Below are 19,102 nucleotides of genomic sequence, written 5' to 3' on the forward strand. Positions count from 1 at the left end.
GGTACTTTTGAACAAAAGCAACGGAGGTTTTCGTAGAAAGATGCGGAGGTTGTACCTAAAAGTAGCGGAGAAAAAAATAAAAGCTGCGGTGCTTTTATAGCTGTTTTCATTAGAAAAAATAAAAAAAGCCTTGAAACTAAATGCTTCAAGGCTTTTCTCTATGTGATATTGTCTTTATTGCGATTCTGCCATTGGCGGATATTCCTTCATAATTTCCTTGACAAATTCTTGAATACGCGCTTCTTTCTTTTCAATATTGCTTGTATTTAATAAATTTCCTGCGCCTCTTCCCTGCCATACCAATTCTTTCTGTTTGGTATCAATCAAATCGATGTAAAGGACACCTTCAATGCGAGTTCGTACGGTTTGCATTCCGCCGCCCCAAATCCAAGGATTCCAGCCCCAGCCCCAACCGCCGAAGCCACCCCAACCCCAATTGTTGTTAAGGTCTACGCGCTTGTTCGCTTTGGTCATGATGTTTACCAATAAATCTGGATTCTCTGATTTTACAAAACCTTTGGCAATCATTTCATTTTCAATAGATCGAAGAATTCTTTTTTTGTCTAAGTCTGAAATCTCTGCTTGGTCAATTCCAGTTTTATAAAACGCGAAGGTTTTATAGGATTTAAAATCTGCTTCTTGGTCATAATCGGCAACCACTCTTACCGAAATACAAGAAGTGACGAGCAATAAGGCAACTATTGGAAATAGTAGTTTTAATTTTTTCATATCACTGCTTTTTTTGGGTTACTATATTATACGTAATCGAGGTTTCAACTTAATAACGCATCGTCTACCATGTTGGGAAGTGTTACTTTTAAATTTGGTTCGACTTCCATGGCACGCTTTATCGCAAAAATAGCTTCTTCATTTCGCGCCCAACTTCTTCTGGCAATTCCATTATTTACATCCCAAAATAACATGGATTGCAAACGTTTTGATGCTTCTTTACTACCATCAAGAACCATGCCGAAGCCACCATTAATTACTTCGCCCCAACCAACGCCACCACCGTTGTGAATGGATACCCAAGTAGCACCTCTAAAACTGTCACCAATAACATTGTGAATTGCCATATCTGCCGTAAATCGAGAACCATCATATATGTTTGAAGTTTCTCTGTAAGGCGAGTCGGTTCCAGAAACATCATGATGATCGCGACCGAGAATGACTGGTCCAATTTCACCACGTTCAATAGCATCGTTAAACGCTTGCGCAATTTTCACGCGCCCTTCTGCATCGGCATAAAGAATTCGCGCTTGCGAACCAACGACCAGTTTGTTTTCCTGCGCGCCTTGTATCCAACGAATATTGTCTGCCATTTGCTGCTGAATTTCCGCAGGAGATACTTTCATGATTTCTTCCAATACCTCACACGCAATTTGATCGGTTTTGGCTAAATCTTCTGGTTTTCCAGATGCACAAACCCAACGGAAAGGTCCAAATCCGTAATCGAAACACATTGGACCCATAATGTCTTGTACGTAACTTGGATATTTAAAATCGATATTGTTTTCTGCCATGATATCTGCGCCAGCGCGAGAAGCTTCCAACAAAAAGGCATTTCCATAGTCAAAGAAATACGTTCCTTTTGCCGCATGCTTGTTAACAGACGCTGCGTGTCTGCGCAAGGTTTCTTGTATTTTTTCTTTAAAAAGCGAAGGATTATTTGCCATCATCTCATTGGATTCCTCATAGGAAAGTCCGATAGGATAATATCCACCAGCCCACGGATTGTGCAACGAGGTTTGATCGCTTCCTAAATCGACAAACACATCTTCCACATCAAACTTTTCCCAAACATCCACCACATTTCCTTGATAGGCAATAGAAACGACTTCTTTATTCGCTTTTGCCGTACGAACTCTTGTGACCAATTCATCTAGATCATGAATAACTTCATCTACCCAACCTTGCGAGTGACGCGTTTGTGTTGCTTTCGGATTGACTTCCGCACAGACGGTTATACAACCTGCAATGTTTCCAGCTTTGGGTTGCGCGCCGCTCATACCTCCCAATCCAGCAGTGAGGAATAGTTTTCCTTCCAAACCTTCACCGTTTTTGGCAATTTTTCGTCCGCCGTTGAGTACCGTAATCGTTGTTCCGTGTACAATTCCTTGTGGTCCGATATACATATAACTTCCTGCGGTCATTTGTCCGTACTGCGTAACGCCTAATGCGTTGAACTTTTCCCAATCGTCAGGTTGTGAGTAGTTCGGAATCATCATTCCGTTAGTTACCACCACTCTTGGCGCATCTTTGTGCGATGGAAACAATCCTAGCGGATGCCCAGAATACATGACCAACGTTTGCTCGTCGTTCATTTCTGCCAAATACTGCATCACCAACAGATATTGCGCCCAATTTTGAAACACAGCTCCGTTTCCTCCATACGTAATTAATTCGTGCGGATGTTGCGCTACAGCATAATCTAAATTGTTTTGAATCATCAACATGATGGCTTTAGCCTGTGTTGATTTTCCAGGATATTCGTCTATTGGACGCGCATACATTTTATAATCTGGACGAAAACGATACATGTAGATTCTCCCATAAGTTTCCAATTCGTTTTTAAACTCTGGCAACAATACTTCATGATGTTTTTTGTCAAAATAGCGCAGCGCATTTCGCAATGCTAGTTTCTTTTCTTCTGCGGAGAGTATTTCTTTTCGCTTTGGTGCATGATTGATGTTGGTGTCGTAGGGTTTTGGTGTTGGTAATTCGTTTGGAATTCCTTGTAAAATATGTGCTTTAAACGTCATTTTTGTGTGTGATTAGATAAGTATTCGTATTTCTTAAAGTTTGCTAATAATAGCGTGTACTAAGGATACCGAATGTCCACACGATGAAAATGTGCCGTTGCTTTTTTGTATTTCATAAAAGTATGATCCATGAAATTACGTTCTTTTTTTGTTAAATCCGTACGGGCAATGTTTGCAACCGCTTTCGCAACAATAGCCTCTTTTTAGGTGAAATTGCTCCGTAAACACCTTATAACCTTCGGGCGAAAGATAAAAATCGCCTTCTTCGATGGGAATTAATTTCTTCATTTCTACAAAGGTACTTAAATTGGCTCAAATTTTGAACGGCAATAGTCATGGTTTTGATATGGAAATTTATGGTTCCTAAAGGTTTTCGGGGAATTACCTTGTTTCCTTTTATTTTTTTGCGTGATGCGAATGATAAAAGCAATGCTACGTTGATTCATCATGAAAAGATTCATTTGCGACAGCAGCTAGAATTGTTGATTGTTCCTTTTTATATCGTGTATTTTTTAGAGTGGTTGATTCGATTTTGCATTTACAGAAATAGTTATGTTGCCTACAAAACCTTGAGTTTTGAACAGGAAGCCTATCGAAACGAACACAATTTTGAGTATTTAAAAACACGAAAGTTATTTCAATTTTTACGGTATTTTTGAGCTTGAATGGAATTTGAAACAAAAAACATCCCGATTCAAGAAGTCAAGCTCGATTTTGAGGCTGATACGCGTTTGTTTGTCAAACGTGAAGATTTGATTCATCCGTTTGTTTCTGGTAATAAATTCAGGAAGCTGAAATACAATCTCGCGGAAGCGAAAACACAGCAACATACTACATTATTGACGTTTGGCGGCGCATTTTCTAATCATATTGCGGCAGTGGCAGCTGCGGGAAAACTAAACGGTTTTCAAACGATTGGCGTGATTCGAGGAGAAGAAGTACGCACAAAAATAGACAACAATCCAACACTCAAATTCGCACAGCAAAACGGGATGCGATTGCATTTTGTTTCGCGAGAAGCGTATCGCACCAAAACTTCAAAAGCATTTACTACACAATTAAATCGAACATTTGGACGTTTTTATACTATTCCAGAAGGTGGCACAAATAGTTTGGCGGTGAAAGGCTGTGCAGAAATCATCACGGAAAATGAACAGGATTTTGATATCATTTGTTGTGCCGTAGGAACTGGCGGAACAATTGCAGGAATTACCAATGGCGCATTTCCACATCAAAAAGTGCTCGGATTTCCAGCCTTGAAAGGTGATTTTTTACAGAAAGACATCGCGAAATTGACCAACAAAACCAATTGGGAATTGATGACCAAGTATCATTTTGGCGGATACGGAAAAGTGACAGACGAACTGATTGCATTTATCAATCAATTTAAACAACAAACAAGCATTCCGCTTGATCCCATTTATACAGGAAAAATGCTTTTTGGAATTATTGATTTGATGAAAAACGGGTATTTTGGCAAACAAAATCGTATTTTAGCAATTCATTCTGGCGGATTGCAAGGAATTGCAGGAATGAACCAAAAACTACAGCAAAAAGGACAACAAACGATTATATAAATAGATGAAGAAACAGCTTATTTATACACTTTTAGGATTATTGATACTATCAAGTTGCGGCACACAAAATCGGGTTTCTAAGTCAAAAAAGAAAACCAAAAAAACGACTACGGTTGTCAAAACAACGGTTCCTGAAAAGGAAGTAACGGATATAAAACCTTCCACAGATGTTACCATTAAAGTTCCTGAAGCCACCGCTACCAAAAGTTTAACCGAAGTGTATATTGAAACCTACAGCGACGTTGCCAAACGCGAAATGGAGTTGCACGGTATTCCTGCAAGCATTACACTCGCTCAGGGAATTTTAGAATCAGGTTCAGGAAAAGGCGAACTTACCTTACGTTCTAACAATCACTTTGGCATTAAATGTCACAAAGGTTGGAAAGGCGAACGCGTATACCACGATGATGATGAAGACCAAGAATGTTTCCGAAAGTATGCCAATCCGGCGTATTCGTTTACCGATCATTCCTTATTCTTAACAGGACGATCGCGCTATGCAGGTTTGTTCAAACTCCCAAAAGATGATTATAAAGGTTGGGCACGAGGCTTGAAAAAAGCAGGATACGCAACCGACAGAAAATATCCGAACAAATTAATTTCACTCATAGAGCGTTACGAATTGTATAAATACGATGCGGAAGTATTGGGCAAAAAACCAGAAGACGCTCAAAAAGTAACGACGCATAATGACCGCTACACCGTAAAAAAAGGCGATACGTTGTATAGTATTGCTAGAAAACACAAAATCACCGTTGCCAAATTGAAGTCCTTAAACGGATTGGAAACTAATGATATTTTTATTGGTCAGGTGTTATTTGTAAAACCACTTCCGAAAGATTTTTAATTTTAAAAAAAAGCATAAAAAAGATGGAATATAAACGAAGCAGCGCGCTGTTTGCTGAAGCACAGAAAGTGATTCCTGGCGGCGTAAATTCACCTGTTCGTGCGTTTAAAGCCGTTGGCGGCACGCCAATTTTTGTAAAAGAAGCCAAAGGTGCGTATATCACCGATGAAGATGGCAAACAGTATATAGAATATATCAATTCGTGGGGACCGATGATTTTAGGACACGCACATCCACCTGTGATTGATGCTGTTGTTGAAAAAGCTAAGAAAGGAACTTCTTTCGGAATGCCAACTGAGATTGAAACTAAAATTGCGGAACTTGCTGTGTCGATGGTACCTAATATTGACATGATTCGCTTTGTGAATAGTGGAACGGAAGCGTGCATGAGTGCCGTTCGTTTGGCGCGTGGGTATACTGGAAAAGATAAAATTATAAAGTTTGCGGGTTGTTATCACGGACATAGTGATGCTTTTTTGATTCAGGCAGGAAGTGGTGCGGTAACGTTTGGAAGTCCGAACAGTCCAGGTGTGACGCAAGGAACGGCAAAAGATACCTTACTTGCGCGTTATAACGATTTGCATCATGTACAAGAAATCATCGCACAAAATGAAGGTGAAATCGCTTGTATTATTATAGAACCTGTAGCTGGAAATATGGGTTGTATTCCGCCCGTAGAAGGCTTTTTGGAAGGATTGCGTGCTGTGTGTGACGAACACAATATTTTGTTAGTGTTTGACGAAGTTATGACGGGATTCCGATTGGCAAAAGGTGGCGTACAAGAATTGTTAGGTGTGAATGCAGATATTGTTTGTTTTGGAAAAGTGATTGGTGGCGGATTGCCCGTAGGTGCGTTTGCATCACGTAAAGAAATTATGAGTCATTTAGCGCCTTTAGGCCCTGTGTACCAAGCAGGAACTTTGAGTGGAAATCCACTGGCAATGGCTGCAGGCTTGGCAATGTTGCAAGAGTTGAACGAGCGCGAAGACGTATTTGCAAGTTTGATGAAAAAGACTATGTACTTACACGAAGGCATGGAAAAAGTATTGTCTGATGCTGGCGTTACCTATCAAATTAACCGAATTGGTTCTATGATTTCCGTACATTTTTGCGATGAACCTGTGATTGATTTTGCGTCTTCAGCTAAAGGAAATAACGATACGTTTAAGAAATTTTTTCACGGTTTATTGAAGCGAGGCATTTATATTGCGCCATCCGCTTTTGAAACTTGGTTTTTATCAGATGCGCTTTCGTATGAAGATTTGGATAAAACGATTGAAGCAGTAAAAGAAGTAGCGAAGGAATTGTAAGCTTCTGCTAAAATATACGCATAAAAAAACTCGGTTATAGCAACCGAGTTTTTTTATATGTTTTGGAATTTATTGGTCTCTTCCTCTTTCCATTTTTCGTTCTCTAGCAACTTCTTTTGAAAATGTTTTTGCAAATTTTTCTCGTTGACCTGGCAACAATAAATTTGTAATTTCTTTTCTAGCTCTCGCTAAAGTCATTCCTTCAATTCCTTGACTGTTATTCTCATACGCCAAGAAAATTTCATAGACTTGCTTTATTTGTACATCTGTAAGTTCTACTGTTTTTGCCAAATCTATAGTTTTAAGTTTGGCTTTAATTTCAGGAGTGTCCATTGCTGATGGCTCTACATCTTCTTGAGCCGCAGCTGTCTGCATTCCTAAAAATAACATACATACAAATGCGAATAGTGTAATGTATTTTTTCATAATTTGTTGGTTGTTGTTAGCTAAATTGATATTCCAATATTACTAAAATTGTGTAGAAATAACAAAAAAAGAGAAGCCTTTTCACTTCTCTTTTCTAATTTTAACTCGATAATCGAGGTTTTAATGACGATACAGTCTTGCAATTATTTTTTAGCCATTCGTTTTCCTCCTCGTTGTTTCTTTTGTTTTCCTTTGTGATGCTGCATTTTTTCCCAACGCTCATATTGTTCGTTAGTTAAGATTTTTTTCATGCTTTTTTTATAAGCAATTTGTGCATCTAAACGCTCGTTCATTAGTTGATAACGCTGTTCTTCAGTCGGTTTTTCACCTTTCTCTTTCATTGCTTTGTGCGCTTCCATTTTGGCTTTACGCTCTGTAGCTTGTTTTGTTTGTAAGCTCAGTACTTTTGCTTGTTGTTGCTCTGACAAATCTAGCGCCAATGTTAACTTCTTCGTTTGCAAGGTTGCGTGTTGTTCTGGAGTAAGGCTTTGTAAAAATTCTTTGTGTGCTTTCATTTTGCCTTTTCTTCCTTCGTGCTCTGGATGTTCTTGTGCTGCTACATTTAACGTGAATACTATAGCGAGTGCAAACAGGATGTTTTTCATAATTGTTGTTTTTTAAATTCTTGCTTTTAGGACTTTTTAATTGAGAAAAGGTTTAACAGTTTTTTTCTTTTAGCAAGAGTTTAACAATTACTTTTTACGAAAAGCTTTTTAGTACGCCTTCCATTTTGTTATGATAGCTTAGTCATATTACACATAACAGTTATTATTTTTTATGAATACTAAGAGTTCCCGAAATATTACTAAAACCATTAAATCCACTAATTGTAAGTTGCGCAGATTCTAACAATCCCGTTTTAGTATTTAGAACATAATCGCCTTGAAGATTTTTTGAAAAAGCCACTGTACTTCTTTTGCTATTATCTTCTTTGAAATCGCTAAAAACTTCAATGATAGCTACCGAATTTTCAGTTACTTTTTTTAAGGTATACCTGGTTTTAACTTTATCAAATACCATATCTTCAACAGGTCTTTCGATAGTCCACGAATCGCCAATTTTCAGATTCCCTTTTGGCAAAGCAATAAAGAAACTATTGATATCAAAAATCGCTTCTTCTCGACCGCTATTTTTGTATGAAAGATTTTCTAAAATGTCACCTTGCGTGTCAATAGCAAATTCAAAAGGAATGTTGATATAATTATTTTTATAGTATTCATTCGTTTCTTTTTCAAGTTCTCCGCCATCACCTTTCCATCTCATCGCTTGAATTTCAGCTTCTATTTTTAGTGTGTCATTGGTGGCTGCTATCAATTTAAAGTCAATTTCGTGTGTGATGGTTAGAATCTTTGATAATAAAGCGAAATTATATGTGTGTGTTTCATTTGGTGTAAAGCTGTATGAAAGCGTGATTTCTTGTTGCTTCATACAACCAGTAAGCATGACAACAAGCAAAAGAAAAGTGATTTTTTTCATAATATAAAAAATGTGTGATTGCGAATATACTATTTTTTCACTGCATCTTTGATGGAAATTCCATTCACAACAACATCCGTTAACACATGCGTTCCCTCTTGAATATGTACAACAGCATACACCTCTTGTGCTTCGCCTCGTCTGTTATTTTCTCGGTATAACAATTCGGCATCATAGGCTTTGCTTTCTTCCATGTAATACGTATCAAAAGGCAAATCGAAGTGAATTTTTCCATTGTAATGACTTCCCAATTCTACTAGTATATAATCGTTCGGATTGTTCGCTAACTTCGTTTTTGAAAGTGTATCTATATATGCATAACCGTTTGCATTTTTCCCAAGGTAGAGATAGGCTTTTTCACCATAATTCCAATCTTCGTCAGTAGTCGGAAATGAGTTTATGTCAAAATCTAACACAATATATTTTCCGCGAAACGGATCGCTTGGGTCAATGGGAGCAGTTGTAAATTTATACACGTTCCCTGAATTAATTACAGTTTCATGCTTGTAGACGATTTGCGCTGATGCTACAATTTGCGCAATGACCATCAAACCAAAAAGTAGGTATATATATGTTTTTTTCATCTGTTTATTTTTTGAGTTGTTTTTTGTACATGATGTAATTGGTGATAAAAAATCCAACACCAATACTTAAAAAGATCAATCCGCGAATGGCAAAGCTGATTTCAGTATCGTAAAAACGACAGATGATTAATGCGGTGATGATGACCATTCCATAATTCAACGTGCTAAATTGAATGTGATCTGCTCCCTTTTTAATCAGCACGATTCCTATGGCAAATAGTAATATGTTTATGAGAATGGTTGCTGTAGCCGTATCTACTAATCCAATCAAAAAGATAATTCCAAAGACCAGAAAAATAAGTTGAAACATGGATAGTTGCTGTAGCTTTTGAAATTTTGTATTTATGTAAAACACAAAACAAGCACCTAAAAATAACGTTATAACACTGATTACTTCTACCGTATCTACAACGCCGTAACGGAAATCATACTTCCAAGCATCGTGAAAACTCGTCAATAGCAATAAAATAATGGTTCCTATAGTTCCTAAACACAGATATCCATTTTGAAGCAAGGATTTATTTTTAAAATACGGAAACTGTCCGATGTTGATATAAATTCCAAACAAAAACATGTACAACAAATACGCAATTTGTGGACTTCGGTCATAACATACCGGCAACGATAGTAACAAGCTTGCAGGCAAAAGCCAGTGTAAAGCGTTTGCGATGGCTGACTCTTTTTCTTTCATAGAAGAAATATATCTCGGAATACACGCGCTGATTAATACAAAATAAAGCAACGGAGTTGTTTGCACATTGTATCCGTATCCTGTAATGAGCGCATAATAGGTACTAAAAATTAAGTGTAAAAAGATGGCCGATTTCGATTTGGTAACGTACAATAACGGAGTACATAAAACAGTCCACGCAAGTATAAACGATTCCAAATTTCCTGAAATATGATAAACTTGACTCACCAAAGCAATACACGCACCCACAGAAAAGTAGAGAAATACCGTGGCAGTTTCTTTCCAAAGCATGCTTTTATTTTTTGCAATGCTGTAGCCTAAAGCTACTTGTCCTAATATCATAGGAAAAAAGGCAGCGATAAGTTTGACAAATTTGGGCAACTCGTCCCAATTGTGCGCCATGATTAAGATAATCCCTAATCCGACGAGTGCTGCACCTAAAATTCCAAAAACGATAAATAGTTTATTCGAATTCGATACCTCTTTCGGCTTGTCGTAATATGCGATGATTTTTTGCGCCGTTTCTTCTGTAATGATGTTATTTTCCACCAATTCAGGTAACGCATTTGTGATTTTTAAACTCATGATATTTTATTTTTATAAAGTCAAAAAGTTAAACTCATCTAACTTTTACTATTTTTCATTCTATTTAATAAGTGTTCCATTGAAATCATACTCTTTTCGCTTCTCAACAATTTCCTCGCCTTCCTTATAAGTGTAGATAAAGGCAACATTTCCGTTATAGTGATACTCAATACTTGTTCCAGAAAATTTTTCACCATTAAAATATTGGTAACACACCGTTTTATTTTCGGGGCGCAAAAACAACCAGCTTTCATAATTAGGTTTACTTTCACATTTTTCCGTTAAAAATTCATGCTTTAAGTTACCATTTCCATCGCCTTTCTCACCATAATTTTCACAGGAAATTAAACTAATTAAAATAATCATTAGATAAAACTTTTTCATAATTATTGAAATGGATACGTTATAAAGGTAAGCAGTATCATAAGACTTATAAACAACAAAAAACTGGTGTTTTTACGACGAATACTACTGTCTTTACCTCTTGAAATTAAGTAATAAATTCCACTTAAAATAATACTAAGAACTATAAGTGCTGGAATCGTAATGAATACATACATGCTGTAAACTCTGTCCTTAACAGGAAAACACACAAAAAGTAGCAATTGCAAAAAACCACTCATTATAATTAAAAAGATTCTGAATTGATTACTCATGTTATTTATATTTGAAAACCTCGCAACAATATAAATATAATTGCTACGAGGTTAGGGTAAATCAACCACATTTAATTGTCTTGATTTGCAAATGCGCTGATATCTCTCGTATTTTTCTGAACGGCTACGGCGGCAAATAAACTCAAGGTAAACGACATGCCGTAAAACCCTTTTTCACTCAATTCCATCTCTGCGTTCCACAATCCGACCACTAATAATAAAATGGCGGCGATAGTTGTAAACCAGCTGATTCCATAATAAATTGCAGTTACAGGAATGTCTTCCATTTTGTCTCGTACTGCTTTTTGAACCGAAACCACGGAGAATAACCCGAAGAGTAAAATAGTGAAGTAATAGCCTTTTTCGTTGAGTTCCATGGTTGCGTTCCACAATCCTACACAATAGGCAATCATTCCGACACCTAATGCTGCCCACGCAGCAGAAATAAATGCAGGCGTTGGTTTGAATGGATTTTTTTCTGTAGTGTTTGTTGTTCTTTTAATTTTCTTTGTTTTTTCTTCTGAAGTTGAAAATGCTTGTTGTTCCATAATGGGTTGATTTTAAATGTAAATTGATTTATTTTTTTGTTTTGATTACGGAGCAAATATGCAATCGGAATTTTAGTTGTGAAACATAGTTTTTCATAAAAAAGGATTATATTTATATTGCTATTTTATATTTAACATATTAATAATCAATGTTTTTAATTATTTAAAAAGGATGATATAATGATTGCGATTGATGCTATTATTTCTCAATTTTCTACGGAAGAACAACAAGAATTCGTAAAATATTTAAAGTATAAGAACAAACGACACGATACTAAGAACGTGCAATTGTTTGAGTTGCTTCTCGCGAAATATCCCGCAAAGGAAATTCCTCAAAAGTTATATGGAAACGATAATAAAACAGCGTATCACGGATTGCGGAAACGTTTGTGGAGCGCATTGGTCGATTTTATGGCAACTCAAAGTTTGACACATGAAGTTTCTGCCGAATTGGACATCACCAAGCGAATTCTTGTCGCCCGCAATTTATTATTACAAAAACAATACAAAACCGCATTTAAAATTTTAGACAAAGCCGAAAAGAAAGCGCGTGATATTTTACATTTTTCACTACTCAACGAAGTGTATCACACACAAATACAATACGCACATAACATAAACTCTCCATCATTGTTAGAAGAATTGATTGGAAAATGCATCAGGAATCAACAAGATTTTTTACAAGAAGAAAAGCTAAATATGGCGTATGCAGTCATTCAAAAAAAATTGCAAAAAGTCATGTTCCAAGGAGAAGTGATTTCGCTACAAACATTAATTCAGGAAACCTACGAACGTTTTGGCGTTTCAAAGGAAATGGGTTTGTCCTACAAATCGTTGTATCAATTGGCGCAAATTATCAATTCAGTAGCTGCGGTGACCAAAGGATATTTTGCAGTTGAGCCGTTTCTAATTGAAAATTATCATGATATTTCCAACCGATTAAAACAAAGCGAAAAACATTTATTTTATCATATCAAAGTATTGTATTTGATTGCGAATATTTTCTTCCGAAAAAAAGAATTCACGCAAAGTGTACACTATTTAACACGCATGAAACAACAAATGGAACTACAAAAACAACGTTTTTATAAGGATGGATTGCTGTCGTATCAATGTTTGTTGGCGTTGAATTATAATTATTTAGGAGAAGCCGAAAAAGCTATTGCGCTATTGGAAGAAGTTGCGCAACTGAAAAAGTACGATTTAGAAACCATGCTCGATGTACATTTGAGCCTGATTGTATGTTATTTTCAGCAAAGGGAATTTAAAAAAGCGCAGCAGGTATTTTCTAAATTTTACCATACCGATAAATGGTACGAGGAAAAAGCAGGAATCGATTGGGTTTTAAAAAAGAACTTGATTGAGTTGTTATTGCACATTGAACTGGGCAATATTTCCTATGTCGATTCACGATTTGCAAGTTTTCAGCGCAAGTACTATCCGTTTTTGCGAAAATCGGGAGAAGTGCGTGTGATTACATTTTTAAAATTTGTAAAACAATACTACAACGCACCTGAAATAGTAACCTCAACAGCATTTCATAGGCAAGTAGAAGCTTCGTTTCAATGGAAAGCACGCGTCGAAGAAGATATTTTTGTGATGAGTTTTTATGCGTGGCTTAAAGCCAAAATGCACAAAACGGATTTGTATAAAACCACGCTAGAATTAGTGAATACAGACAATTAATCTGCGAAAAATCAAGTTATCATTTCTTCATAAAATCACGCAAGGTATCGTAAAAGGCTTCTTGCGTAGGACGATTTTTCGGGACTTTGCGCAGTGGCACTACTTCGCGTAAGGTGTCGTGACAATCTTTTGGCAATTGTTGATAAAGCTGTGTTCCTTTGGTTTTCCAAGCAATCATTTCGTCACTAACTTGCTTGATGATTTTTGCAGGATTTCCCACCACCAAACTACGACGTGGAATCACTGTTTGTGCTTTTACAAATGCCATCGCGCCAATAATGCTTTCATCGCCGATTTCTGCATCGTCCATGATAACTGTGTTCATTCCGACCAACACATTTTTGCCAATATTCGCGCCGTGAATAATGGCGCCATGCCCAATATGCGCACTTTCTTTCAATACAATCGACTTTCCTGGAAACATGTGTATGGTACAGTTTTCCTGCACATTCACACCATCTTCCAAAATAATTTCGCCCCAATCGCCACGAATTGCCGCGCCTGGACCGATGTAACAATCTTTTCCAATAATCACATTTCCCGTAACTGCCGCCAACGGATGCACAAAACTGCTTTCGTGTACGACGGGAATGTAGCCTTTAAAACTGTAAATCATTGTTTGATTCGATTTGAGATGTTAGTATTGAAATTTTTCATGGTGAGTACAAAGGTACATTATTTCCGATTCTTGACTTAGTTGTATTTTTAATTCAAAAAAAGCAGCAAAAATGTGTTAAAAACTACACTTTCGCTGCCATATTTATAGCTTTATGTATTTTAATTAGGGCATTACTATTTCACTTAAAAAAAGGATTAATAGGATTAGGAGAATGGTAATTAGTAAAAGAAAAATCTCTGAAGTTTTTTTCTCTTCATAATGATGTTTAAATGTGACAGAAATACTATTAATCCTCAAGTATAATAAATATCCCATTAAAGGCAATAAAGCAATTGTGACAAGACTCATATTGATATATTTAATCTTGCGATTCTGTCAATAAACAAAGACCGAATGAAACTACGGCAATCGCAACTCCGATAGGTCCTAAAAGCTTTTTGGCGGCAGTTTTAAATGCTTTTTTAATAGCTGCTTTCGACCAAGATGATGCATTAGAACCTCCTAATGCCCACAATATGTCAGCTCCAATAGCAATTAAAGCACAAGTACCAATTTCTTCCGCAGTAAGTTCATTTTCTTGAGTAGTTGATACTGTACCTGTATCACCTGTGCCGTCTACTGTATCTGATGGTGCTTGTGGAAGATTTTCTATTTCTTTCATCACCATTACAATAAGTACCAAGTCATATTCTGTACCACCAGCTTCTTCTATCATTAGATCAATTTCATCTTGCGTAAAGCCCTTCGTTTCTAAATATACTCTTGCTTCTGCAACCAAAGGTGTTAACATCGCTATGGCTTCTGCTTCATCCATCTCGTGAGCAGAGACAGGTTCTTCATCTGCGGTAGTAGTATTTACAGTAGTATCGCCATTTTTTGCAATAGTATTGTTTAATTGAGAAGCCGTTTTAATCTGCAACCCATACATATCTCTCGCCTCTATTAAGTCTTCAAGATTGTAAATTGAATTTGTAAAATCAGTATTTGGTAATTTTTGACCTTCATATTTTAACAAATACACTAGGTTGCTTCTTGCATCTTTTGCAGAAGGTAATCCATTTAATGTTGAAAGTCGGATATCATTTAATAATTGGTAACTAGTCATATCTAAGACTTCTGAAAAAGAATCGTCCGATACGTTAATTTCAGAGGTGTCTTCTGTTGTACATGCTTGGAAAGTGAAAACAACAAAAATTAGTACAAGATTCAATGCAAAAAAATCTACGAATCCTTTCGCAATTTTTGAGGTAATGTCGATGGTTTTTTCTTTTAATTTCATTTTTTTTTGGTTTTAAATGTTAATTTGGAATTGTCTATGCAAACAGTTCTAGCCGATTTCCGTGAACATTTTTTACGTTATGAAAATGAAATGTAAAGTGCGATTTAAAGTTGATTGCTGTAGAAATGATAAAGAAAAATCTTTATGTAGCAAGTAGCAATCTATAAATCAAACGCTTATTTAAGTATTTTATCAAAAAATATCTAAAAACAAAATTTAGGCGTTTATTTTAACGTAATTTTAACAAACAAAGTAGTTGTTGCTTATTCGATATTTCCTGTTAACTAAAGGAGAAATTTAATGTGATTTTAATTTTTAGATTACATCAAATTTTAAAAATGAGACTCTGAAAAGAAGGTAGAGTTTGTCTAAATGGAAATAAAAAAAATATCGAGAACAGTCTTGAAATTCATAACTATTCTCAATACTTTTTTCTTCATTTCATTACGAATATCGCTCGAAAATGACATTTTGAACAATCATATTTAGTAAAGAGAAAAAATCTCAATTCTCAATACTAAAATCTAATAAAACTATTTAAATCGCTTCAGTGTTTCCTTCGTAAAATCACTCAACACCAATCGTCCAGAAATCGCCGCGCGTTCTGCTAACAATTCGTCCCAATCTTCCGTTCCTTTCCAAAACGCTTTTTTCATTTCTGCCATCGCTTCTGGATTGTACGTGCATAAATGATTGGCAAATTTTGTCACTTCTTCATCCAATTCTTCATTCGAATCAAAAACTTGCATATACAAACCTTTGCTTCTTGCCCATTCTGCGTCGTAAAAACTGTTCGCGTCAATGGCAATTTGCGACATGCCACTTAATCCTAACTTACGTTCAACCGCAGGTCCAACCACAAACGGTCCAATCCCGACATTCAATTCACTCAATTTGATGGACGCATATTTAGAAGCCATACAATAATCTACCGCAGATGCCAAACCAACGCCGCCGCCAACGGTTTTCCCTTGCACACGACCAATGATGAATTTTGGACATTTTCGCATCGCGTTAATCACATTGGCAAATCCTGAAAAGAAGATTTTCCCTGTTTCCGCATCGTTGATATTAATCAATTCTTTAAAGCTCGCACCTGCACAAAACGTGCGGTCTTTTCCACTTTTTAGAACAATTACTTTGATCTCCTCATTCGTTCCTGCATCTGTAATGGTTTGTGCCAATTTCGCTAAAATATCGCCTGGCAACGAGTTGTGTGCTGGATGAAAAAATTCAATGGTAGCTACACCGTTTTCTATGTGTTGTTTTACGTAAGGTTCACTCATATTCTTAGATATTAGTAGTGAGTATTTAGACTCGCTACTCATGTTTATATTGTTATTTTTATTTATTCTGACCGTCAATTCGAGTGATTTTCGTAATAAAATGAAGAAAATTGTATCGAGAATAGCTTTGAAATTCTCAGTATTTCTCGATACATTTTTTATTTCCGCTTCGCTTTATAAAAAACACTCGAAATGACATTTATTTTCTCAATACTAGCACCTACAAAAGTCCAAACTGAGTAAAATGGTGGTTGAAGTGTTTCATATGCATCAAATCCCATTCAAATTTATCCAAATGTCCAAAGACTGCATTTTTGGTAGTCGCTTCTGGATGTTCTTTAAAGTATGCTTCAAATTCGTCGTACGCTTCTAGTAATTTTGTTTTGGCTTCCGCCAGATTTTCATAGCGTGTTTTTGAAAGTTCTTTTTGCAGTAACTTTGGCGCGTCGTAATTTTTGGGCATCGGATTGTGCGTATACAAACTCTCGTTTACTTTTTCAAGAATCTTCTCAGGAGTTTCTATCTCAAAATCTTGAATTTCCCCAGAAGCTACGCGCAACGAATACTCCAAATGCTCTACCATTTGTTGCGCATTCATACTTCCCCAAGCTGGTTTTGTATCTTCTGTTAATTTTGCTAAGTATTTTTGAACAGTATTTTTGTTAATAGTTACAAACGGATTTTTCTTTTGAACCATCGTTAAAATCGTCGCAATCGCTACCAATTCATCTTCTTGATCAAATACTTCTACAAACCACTTTACAATGCCGCTTGGCAATTCTTTTCCTCTCGAATCTCGGTCTACTTTCTCCTTACACGTCAATCGAACATAAATGGTGTCATTGTGATAAATTGGACGCAAGAAACGACATTCTTCCAATCCATAATTCGCCGCAACAGGCCCTTTATTCGGATAGACAAATAATCCCGCTGCAGCGGAAATGATAAAGTATCCGTGTGCCGTGCGTTTTTCAAAAATACTTCCATCTAGCGAAGTAATATCGGTATGTGCGTAGAAATGATCCCACGTCAAATTTCCGAAATTGATAATATCGGTATCGGTTACCGTGCGTTTGTGTGTTTTGATAGACATTCCTGCTTCAATATCCTCCCAATGATACGCAAATGGATGCTTCTCCGTTTCTTTGTATTCGGCATTCGCCTGATAGATTCCGGTAACTTCCGTCAACGTAGTCGGTGAACCTTGAATCGCACAACGTTGCATATAATGCTTGATACCGCGCATTCCACCCATTTCTTCGCCACCACCCGCACGTCCTGGACCTCCATGTACCAATAGTGGCAATGGCGAACCGTGCCCTGTACTTTGCTTTGCCATATCGCGATTTCCTACTAAAATTCTCCCGTGATGCGATGCTGCTCCTACCACATATGCTCTCGCAATGGTATCGTCATTCGTAAAAATAGATGATACTAACGAACCTTTTCCTAGTTGTGCTAATTCAATAGCTTCGTCCATGTTTTTGTAAGGCATGATGGTACTTACTGGACCGAATGCTTCAATTTCGTGTACGTCTGTATTTTTGAACGGATGGTTTTCTCTGAGTAAGATTGGACTTAAAAATGCCCCTTTTTCTCCGTCGGCTCCAACAGCTTCAATGGTATCTAAAGTTCCGTAAACAATATCTGCGGTTTTAGCCAATTTGGACACTTGATCTTTTACCGTTTGCACTTGCGTTTGATTAATCAACGCGCCCATGCGAACTTCTTTTAGTCTTGGATCACCAATCGTGACTTTACTCAGTTGCTTTCCTAAAGCGATTTGTACATCTTCCACTAAATTTTCTGGCACTACAATTCTACGGATAGCGGTACATTTTTGACCTGTTTTCACGGTCATTTCCTTACGAACTTCTTTGATAAACAAATCAAATTCTGGCGTTCCTGGCACGGCATCTTCTCCTAAAACCGAACAGTTTAACGAATCCGCTTCCATCGTAAATGGTACTGCTTCTTGCGTTAATCGCGGATGTGCTTTTAAGATGCGACCTGTATGTGCCGAACCTGTAAATGTAACGACATCTTGCGATTCTACCGTATCTAAAATCGATTTGGTCATTCCGCTTAACAACTGCAACGAACCTTCTGGTAGAATTCCAGAATCCACAATGACTCTTACAACTGCTTCGGTAAGATAGGCTGTTTGCGGCGCTGGCAATACTACTGCTGCCATTCCTGCCATCCAGTTTACGGCGCATTTTTCCAACATTCCCCACACTGGAAAGTTGAATGCGTTGATATGTACCGCTACTCCACGTTTTGGTACTAGAATATGATGCGCCATGAAGCGTCCACCACGCGATAAATCGATAGGATCTCCTTCTACGTGAAAGGGCTGGTTAGGAAAGAGTTTACGCAACGAAGCATTGGCAAAGAGATTTCCGAATCCACCTTCGATGTCTATCCAGCTATCTACACGCGTTGCGCCTGTTTTGTAACTGATGTCGTAGAATTGCTCTTTGCGTTTCGTTAAATACAAGGCAAGTTTTTTGAGCATGTTTCCACGTTCTTGGAAGGTCATTTTTCGAAGTTGTTCGCCTCCTTTGGTACGTCCGTATTGCAACGCAGCTGGAATGTCAAGTCCTTCCGTTGTGGCATATCCGATGGTTTCTCCTGTGACAGCATCAAACATTGGAGAACCTTCTCCTGTTCCTGCTATCCATTGTCCGTTGATGTAGCTTTGTAGTTTCATGTGTGTGGTTGTTCGTTTTTCGTTGATTCGTCGATTTGTTTACTATTCGTTAATTTG

The 19,102-nt window shown here is 37.1% G+C and carries 19 protein-coding genes; 5 read left to right on the plus strand and 14 right to left on the minus strand.

Features of this window, described 5'->3' with window-relative positions:
- Positions 1-174 precede the first annotated feature (174 nt).
- The 3 genes from C8N46_RS18480 to C8N46_RS20680 all read right to left on the minus strand — a co-directional run bounded on the left by C8N46_RS18480 (position 175) and on the right by C8N46_RS20680 (position 3,050).
- On the minus strand, positions 175-729 hold the full coding sequence (locus tag C8N46_RS18480; RefSeq protein WP_108116595.1) for a DUF4136 domain-containing protein: 555 nt from the start codon (positions 727-729) through the stop codon (positions 175-177).
- A gap of 44 nt (positions 730-773) precedes the next feature.
- A complete protein-coding gene (locus tag C8N46_RS18485; RefSeq protein WP_108116596.1) occupies positions 774-2,762 on the minus strand; it encodes a urocanate hydratase in 1,989 nt (662 codons plus the stop codon).
- A 135-nt stretch (positions 2,763-2,897) separates the two neighbouring features.
- Positions 2,898-3,050 (minus strand): DUF5522 domain-containing protein, encoded by a 153-nt coding sequence (locus tag C8N46_RS20680; protein ID WP_158269205.1) that lies wholly within the window; start codon positions 3,048-3,050, stop codon positions 2,898-2,900.
- 68 nt (positions 3,051-3,118) lie between these two features.
- Between C8N46_RS20680 and C8N46_RS18490 the strand changes: the two genes are divergently transcribed.
- Genes C8N46_RS18490 through hemL form a run of 4 tightly spaced genes read left to right on the plus strand, consistent with a single transcriptional unit; the run spans position 3,119 to position 6,496 of the window.
- Positions 3,119-3,421, plus strand: coding sequence for a hypothetical protein (locus tag C8N46_RS18490; protein WP_245896958.1), 303 nt, complete (start codon positions 3,119-3,121; stop codon positions 3,419-3,421).
- Between the two features lie 6 nt (positions 3,422-3,427).
- Entirely contained in the window at positions 3,428-4,339 is a 912-nt protein-coding gene (locus C8N46_RS18495; RefSeq protein ID WP_108116598.1) for a 1-aminocyclopropane-1-carboxylate deaminase/D-cysteine desulfhydrase, read from the plus strand.
- A gap of 4 nt (positions 4,340-4,343) precedes the next feature.
- A complete protein-coding gene (locus C8N46_RS18500; protein WP_108116599.1) occupies positions 4,344-5,186 on the plus strand; it encodes a glucosaminidase domain-containing protein in 843 nt (280 codons plus the stop codon).
- 23 nt (positions 5,187-5,209) lie between these two features.
- On the plus strand, positions 5,210-6,496 hold the full coding sequence (gene hemL, locus C8N46_RS18505; protein WP_108116600.1) for a glutamate-1-semialdehyde 2,1-aminomutase: 1,287 nt from the start codon (positions 5,210-5,212) through the stop codon (positions 6,494-6,496).
- 69 nt (positions 6,497-6,565) lie between these two features.
- On the opposite strand, the gene C8N46_RS18510 is transcribed toward hemL, so the two are convergent.
- The 7 genes from C8N46_RS18510 to yiaA all read right to left on the minus strand — a co-directional run bounded on the left by C8N46_RS18510 (position 6,566) and on the right by yiaA (position 11,462).
- Complete coding sequence (locus C8N46_RS18510; protein ID WP_146169882.1) at positions 6,566-6,922, minus strand: hypothetical protein; 357 nt, start codon at positions 6,920-6,922, stop codon at positions 6,566-6,568.
- 143 nt (positions 6,923-7,065) lie between these two features.
- Entirely contained in the window at positions 7,066-7,527 is a 462-nt protein-coding gene (locus C8N46_RS18515) for a hypothetical protein (protein ID WP_108116602.1), read from the minus strand.
- 163 nt (positions 7,528-7,690) lie between these two features.
- Positions 7,691-8,398 carry a DUF6263 family protein gene (locus C8N46_RS18520; protein ID WP_108116603.1) on the minus strand — a complete coding sequence of 236 codons (708 nt, stop codon included), beginning with the start codon at positions 8,396-8,398 and terminating at the stop codon, positions 7,691-7,693.
- Positions 8,399-8,427: 29 nt separating this feature from the next.
- Positions 8,428-8,982, minus strand: coding sequence for a GDYXXLXY domain-containing protein (locus tag C8N46_RS18525; protein ID WP_146169883.1), 555 nt, complete (start codon positions 8,980-8,982; stop codon positions 8,428-8,430).
- Between the two features lie 4 nt (positions 8,983-8,986).
- Positions 8,987-10,258, minus strand: coding sequence for a DUF2157 domain-containing protein (locus tag C8N46_RS18530; RefSeq protein WP_108116605.1), 1,272 nt, complete (start codon positions 10,256-10,258; stop codon positions 8,987-8,989).
- Positions 10,259-10,318: 60 nt separating this feature from the next.
- The gene (locus C8N46_RS18535; protein WP_108116606.1) at positions 10,319-10,624 is read right to left on the minus strand and encodes a hypothetical protein; all 306 of its coding nucleotides are present in this window, start codon (positions 10,622-10,624) and stop codon (positions 10,319-10,321) included.
- 361 nt (positions 10,625-10,985) lie between these two features.
- The gene (gene yiaA / locus C8N46_RS18540) at positions 10,986-11,462 is read right to left on the minus strand and encodes an inner membrane protein YiaA (protein ID WP_108116607.1); all 477 of its coding nucleotides are present in this window, start codon (positions 11,460-11,462) and stop codon (positions 10,986-10,988) included.
- Positions 11,463-11,642: 180 nt separating this feature from the next.
- On the opposite strand from yiaA, the gene C8N46_RS18545 reads away from it, so the two are divergent.
- Complete coding sequence (locus C8N46_RS18545) at positions 11,643-13,148, plus strand: tetratricopeptide repeat protein (protein ID WP_108116608.1); 1,506 nt, start codon at positions 11,643-11,645, stop codon at positions 13,146-13,148.
- Between the two features lie 19 nt (positions 13,149-13,167).
- On the opposite strand, the gene C8N46_RS18550 is transcribed toward C8N46_RS18545, so the two are convergent.
- The 4 genes from C8N46_RS18550 to paaZ all read right to left on the minus strand — a co-directional run bounded on the left by C8N46_RS18550 (position 13,168) and on the right by paaZ (position 19,045).
- Positions 13,168-13,764, minus strand: coding sequence for an acyltransferase (locus C8N46_RS18550; RefSeq protein WP_108116609.1), 597 nt, complete (start codon positions 13,762-13,764; stop codon positions 13,168-13,170).
- A gap of 361 nt (positions 13,765-14,125) precedes the next feature.
- Positions 14,126-15,046, minus strand: a complete 921-nt coding sequence (locus C8N46_RS18555) for a hypothetical protein (protein ID WP_108116610.1) — start codon at positions 15,044-15,046, stop codon at positions 14,126-14,128.
- A gap of 533 nt (positions 15,047-15,579) precedes the next feature.
- Positions 15,580-16,332, minus strand: a complete 753-nt coding sequence (locus C8N46_RS18560; protein WP_108116611.1) for an enoyl-CoA hydratase/isomerase family protein — start codon at positions 16,330-16,332, stop codon at positions 15,580-15,582.
- A 220-nt stretch (positions 16,333-16,552) separates the two neighbouring features.
- A complete protein-coding gene (gene paaZ / locus C8N46_RS18565) occupies positions 16,553-19,045 on the minus strand; it encodes a phenylacetic acid degradation bifunctional protein PaaZ (RefSeq protein ID WP_108116612.1) in 2,493 nt (830 codons plus the stop codon).
- Positions 19,046-19,102 lie beyond the last annotated feature (57 nt).

The sequence above is a fragment of the Kordia periserrulae genome (assembly GCF_003054265.1).
Lineage (GTDB): Bacteria > Bacteroidota > Bacteroidia > Flavobacteriales > Flavobacteriaceae > Kordia > Kordia periserrulae.

Coding starts and splice junctions, on each gene's coding strand:
- C8N46_RS18480 (WP_108116595.1), bottom strand. CDS start 729: ATGAAAAAATTAAAACTACTATTTCCAATAGTTGCCTTATTGCTCGTC.
- C8N46_RS18485 (WP_108116596.1), bottom strand. CDS start 2,762: ATGACGTTTAAAGCACATATTTTACAAGGAATTCCAAACGAATTACCA.
- C8N46_RS20680 (WP_158269205.1), bottom strand. CDS start 3,050: ATGAAGAAATTAATTCCCATCGAAGAAGGCGATTTTTATCTTTCGCCC.
- C8N46_RS18490 (WP_245896958.1), top strand. CDS start 3,119: ATGGTTCCTAAAGGTTTTCGGGGAATTACCTTGTTTCCTTTTATTTTT.
- C8N46_RS18495 (WP_108116598.1), top strand. CDS start 3,428: ATGGAATTTGAAACAAAAAACATCCCGATTCAAGAAGTCAAGCTCGAT.
- C8N46_RS18500 (WP_108116599.1), top strand. CDS start 4,344: ATGAAGAAACAGCTTATTTATACACTTTTAGGATTATTGATACTATCA.
- hemL (WP_108116600.1), top strand. CDS start 5,210: ATGGAATATAAACGAAGCAGCGCGCTGTTTGCTGAAGCACAGAAAGTG.
- C8N46_RS18510 (WP_146169882.1), bottom strand. CDS start 6,922: ATGAAAAAATACATTACACTATTCGCATTTGTATGTATGTTATTTTTA.
- C8N46_RS18515 (WP_108116602.1), bottom strand. CDS start 7,527: ATGAAAAACATCCTGTTTGCACTCGCTATAGTATTCACGTTAAATGTA.
- C8N46_RS18520 (WP_108116603.1), bottom strand. CDS start 8,398: ATGAAAAAAATCACTTTTCTTTTGCTTGTTGTCATGCTTACTGGTTGT.
- C8N46_RS18525 (WP_146169883.1), bottom strand. CDS start 8,982: ATGAAAAAAACATATATATACCTACTTTTTGGTTTGATGGTCATTGCG.
- C8N46_RS18530 (WP_108116605.1), bottom strand. CDS start 10,258: ATGAGTTTAAAAATCACAAATGCGTTACCTGAATTGGTGGAAAATAAC.
- C8N46_RS18535 (WP_108116606.1), bottom strand. CDS start 10,624: ATGATTATTTTAATTAGTTTAATTTCCTGTGAAAATTATGGTGAGAAA.
- yiaA (WP_108116607.1), bottom strand. CDS start 11,462: ATGGAACAACAAGCATTTTCAACTTCAGAAGAAAAAACAAAGAAAATT.
- C8N46_RS18545 (WP_108116608.1), top strand. CDS start 11,643: ATGATTGCGATTGATGCTATTATTTCTCAATTTTCTACGGAAGAACAA.
- C8N46_RS18550 (WP_108116609.1), bottom strand. CDS start 13,764: ATGATTTACAGTTTTAAAGGCTACATTCCCGTCGTACACGAAAGCAGT.
- C8N46_RS18555 (WP_108116610.1), bottom strand. CDS start 15,046: ATGAAATTAAAAGAAAAAACCATCGACATTACCTCAAAAATTGCGAAA.
- C8N46_RS18560 (WP_108116611.1), bottom strand. CDS start 16,332: ATGAGTGAACCTTACGTAAAACAACACATAGAAAACGGTGTAGCTACC.
- paaZ (WP_108116612.1), bottom strand. CDS start 19,045: ATGAAACTACAAAGCTACATCAACGGACAATGGATAGCAGGAACAGGA.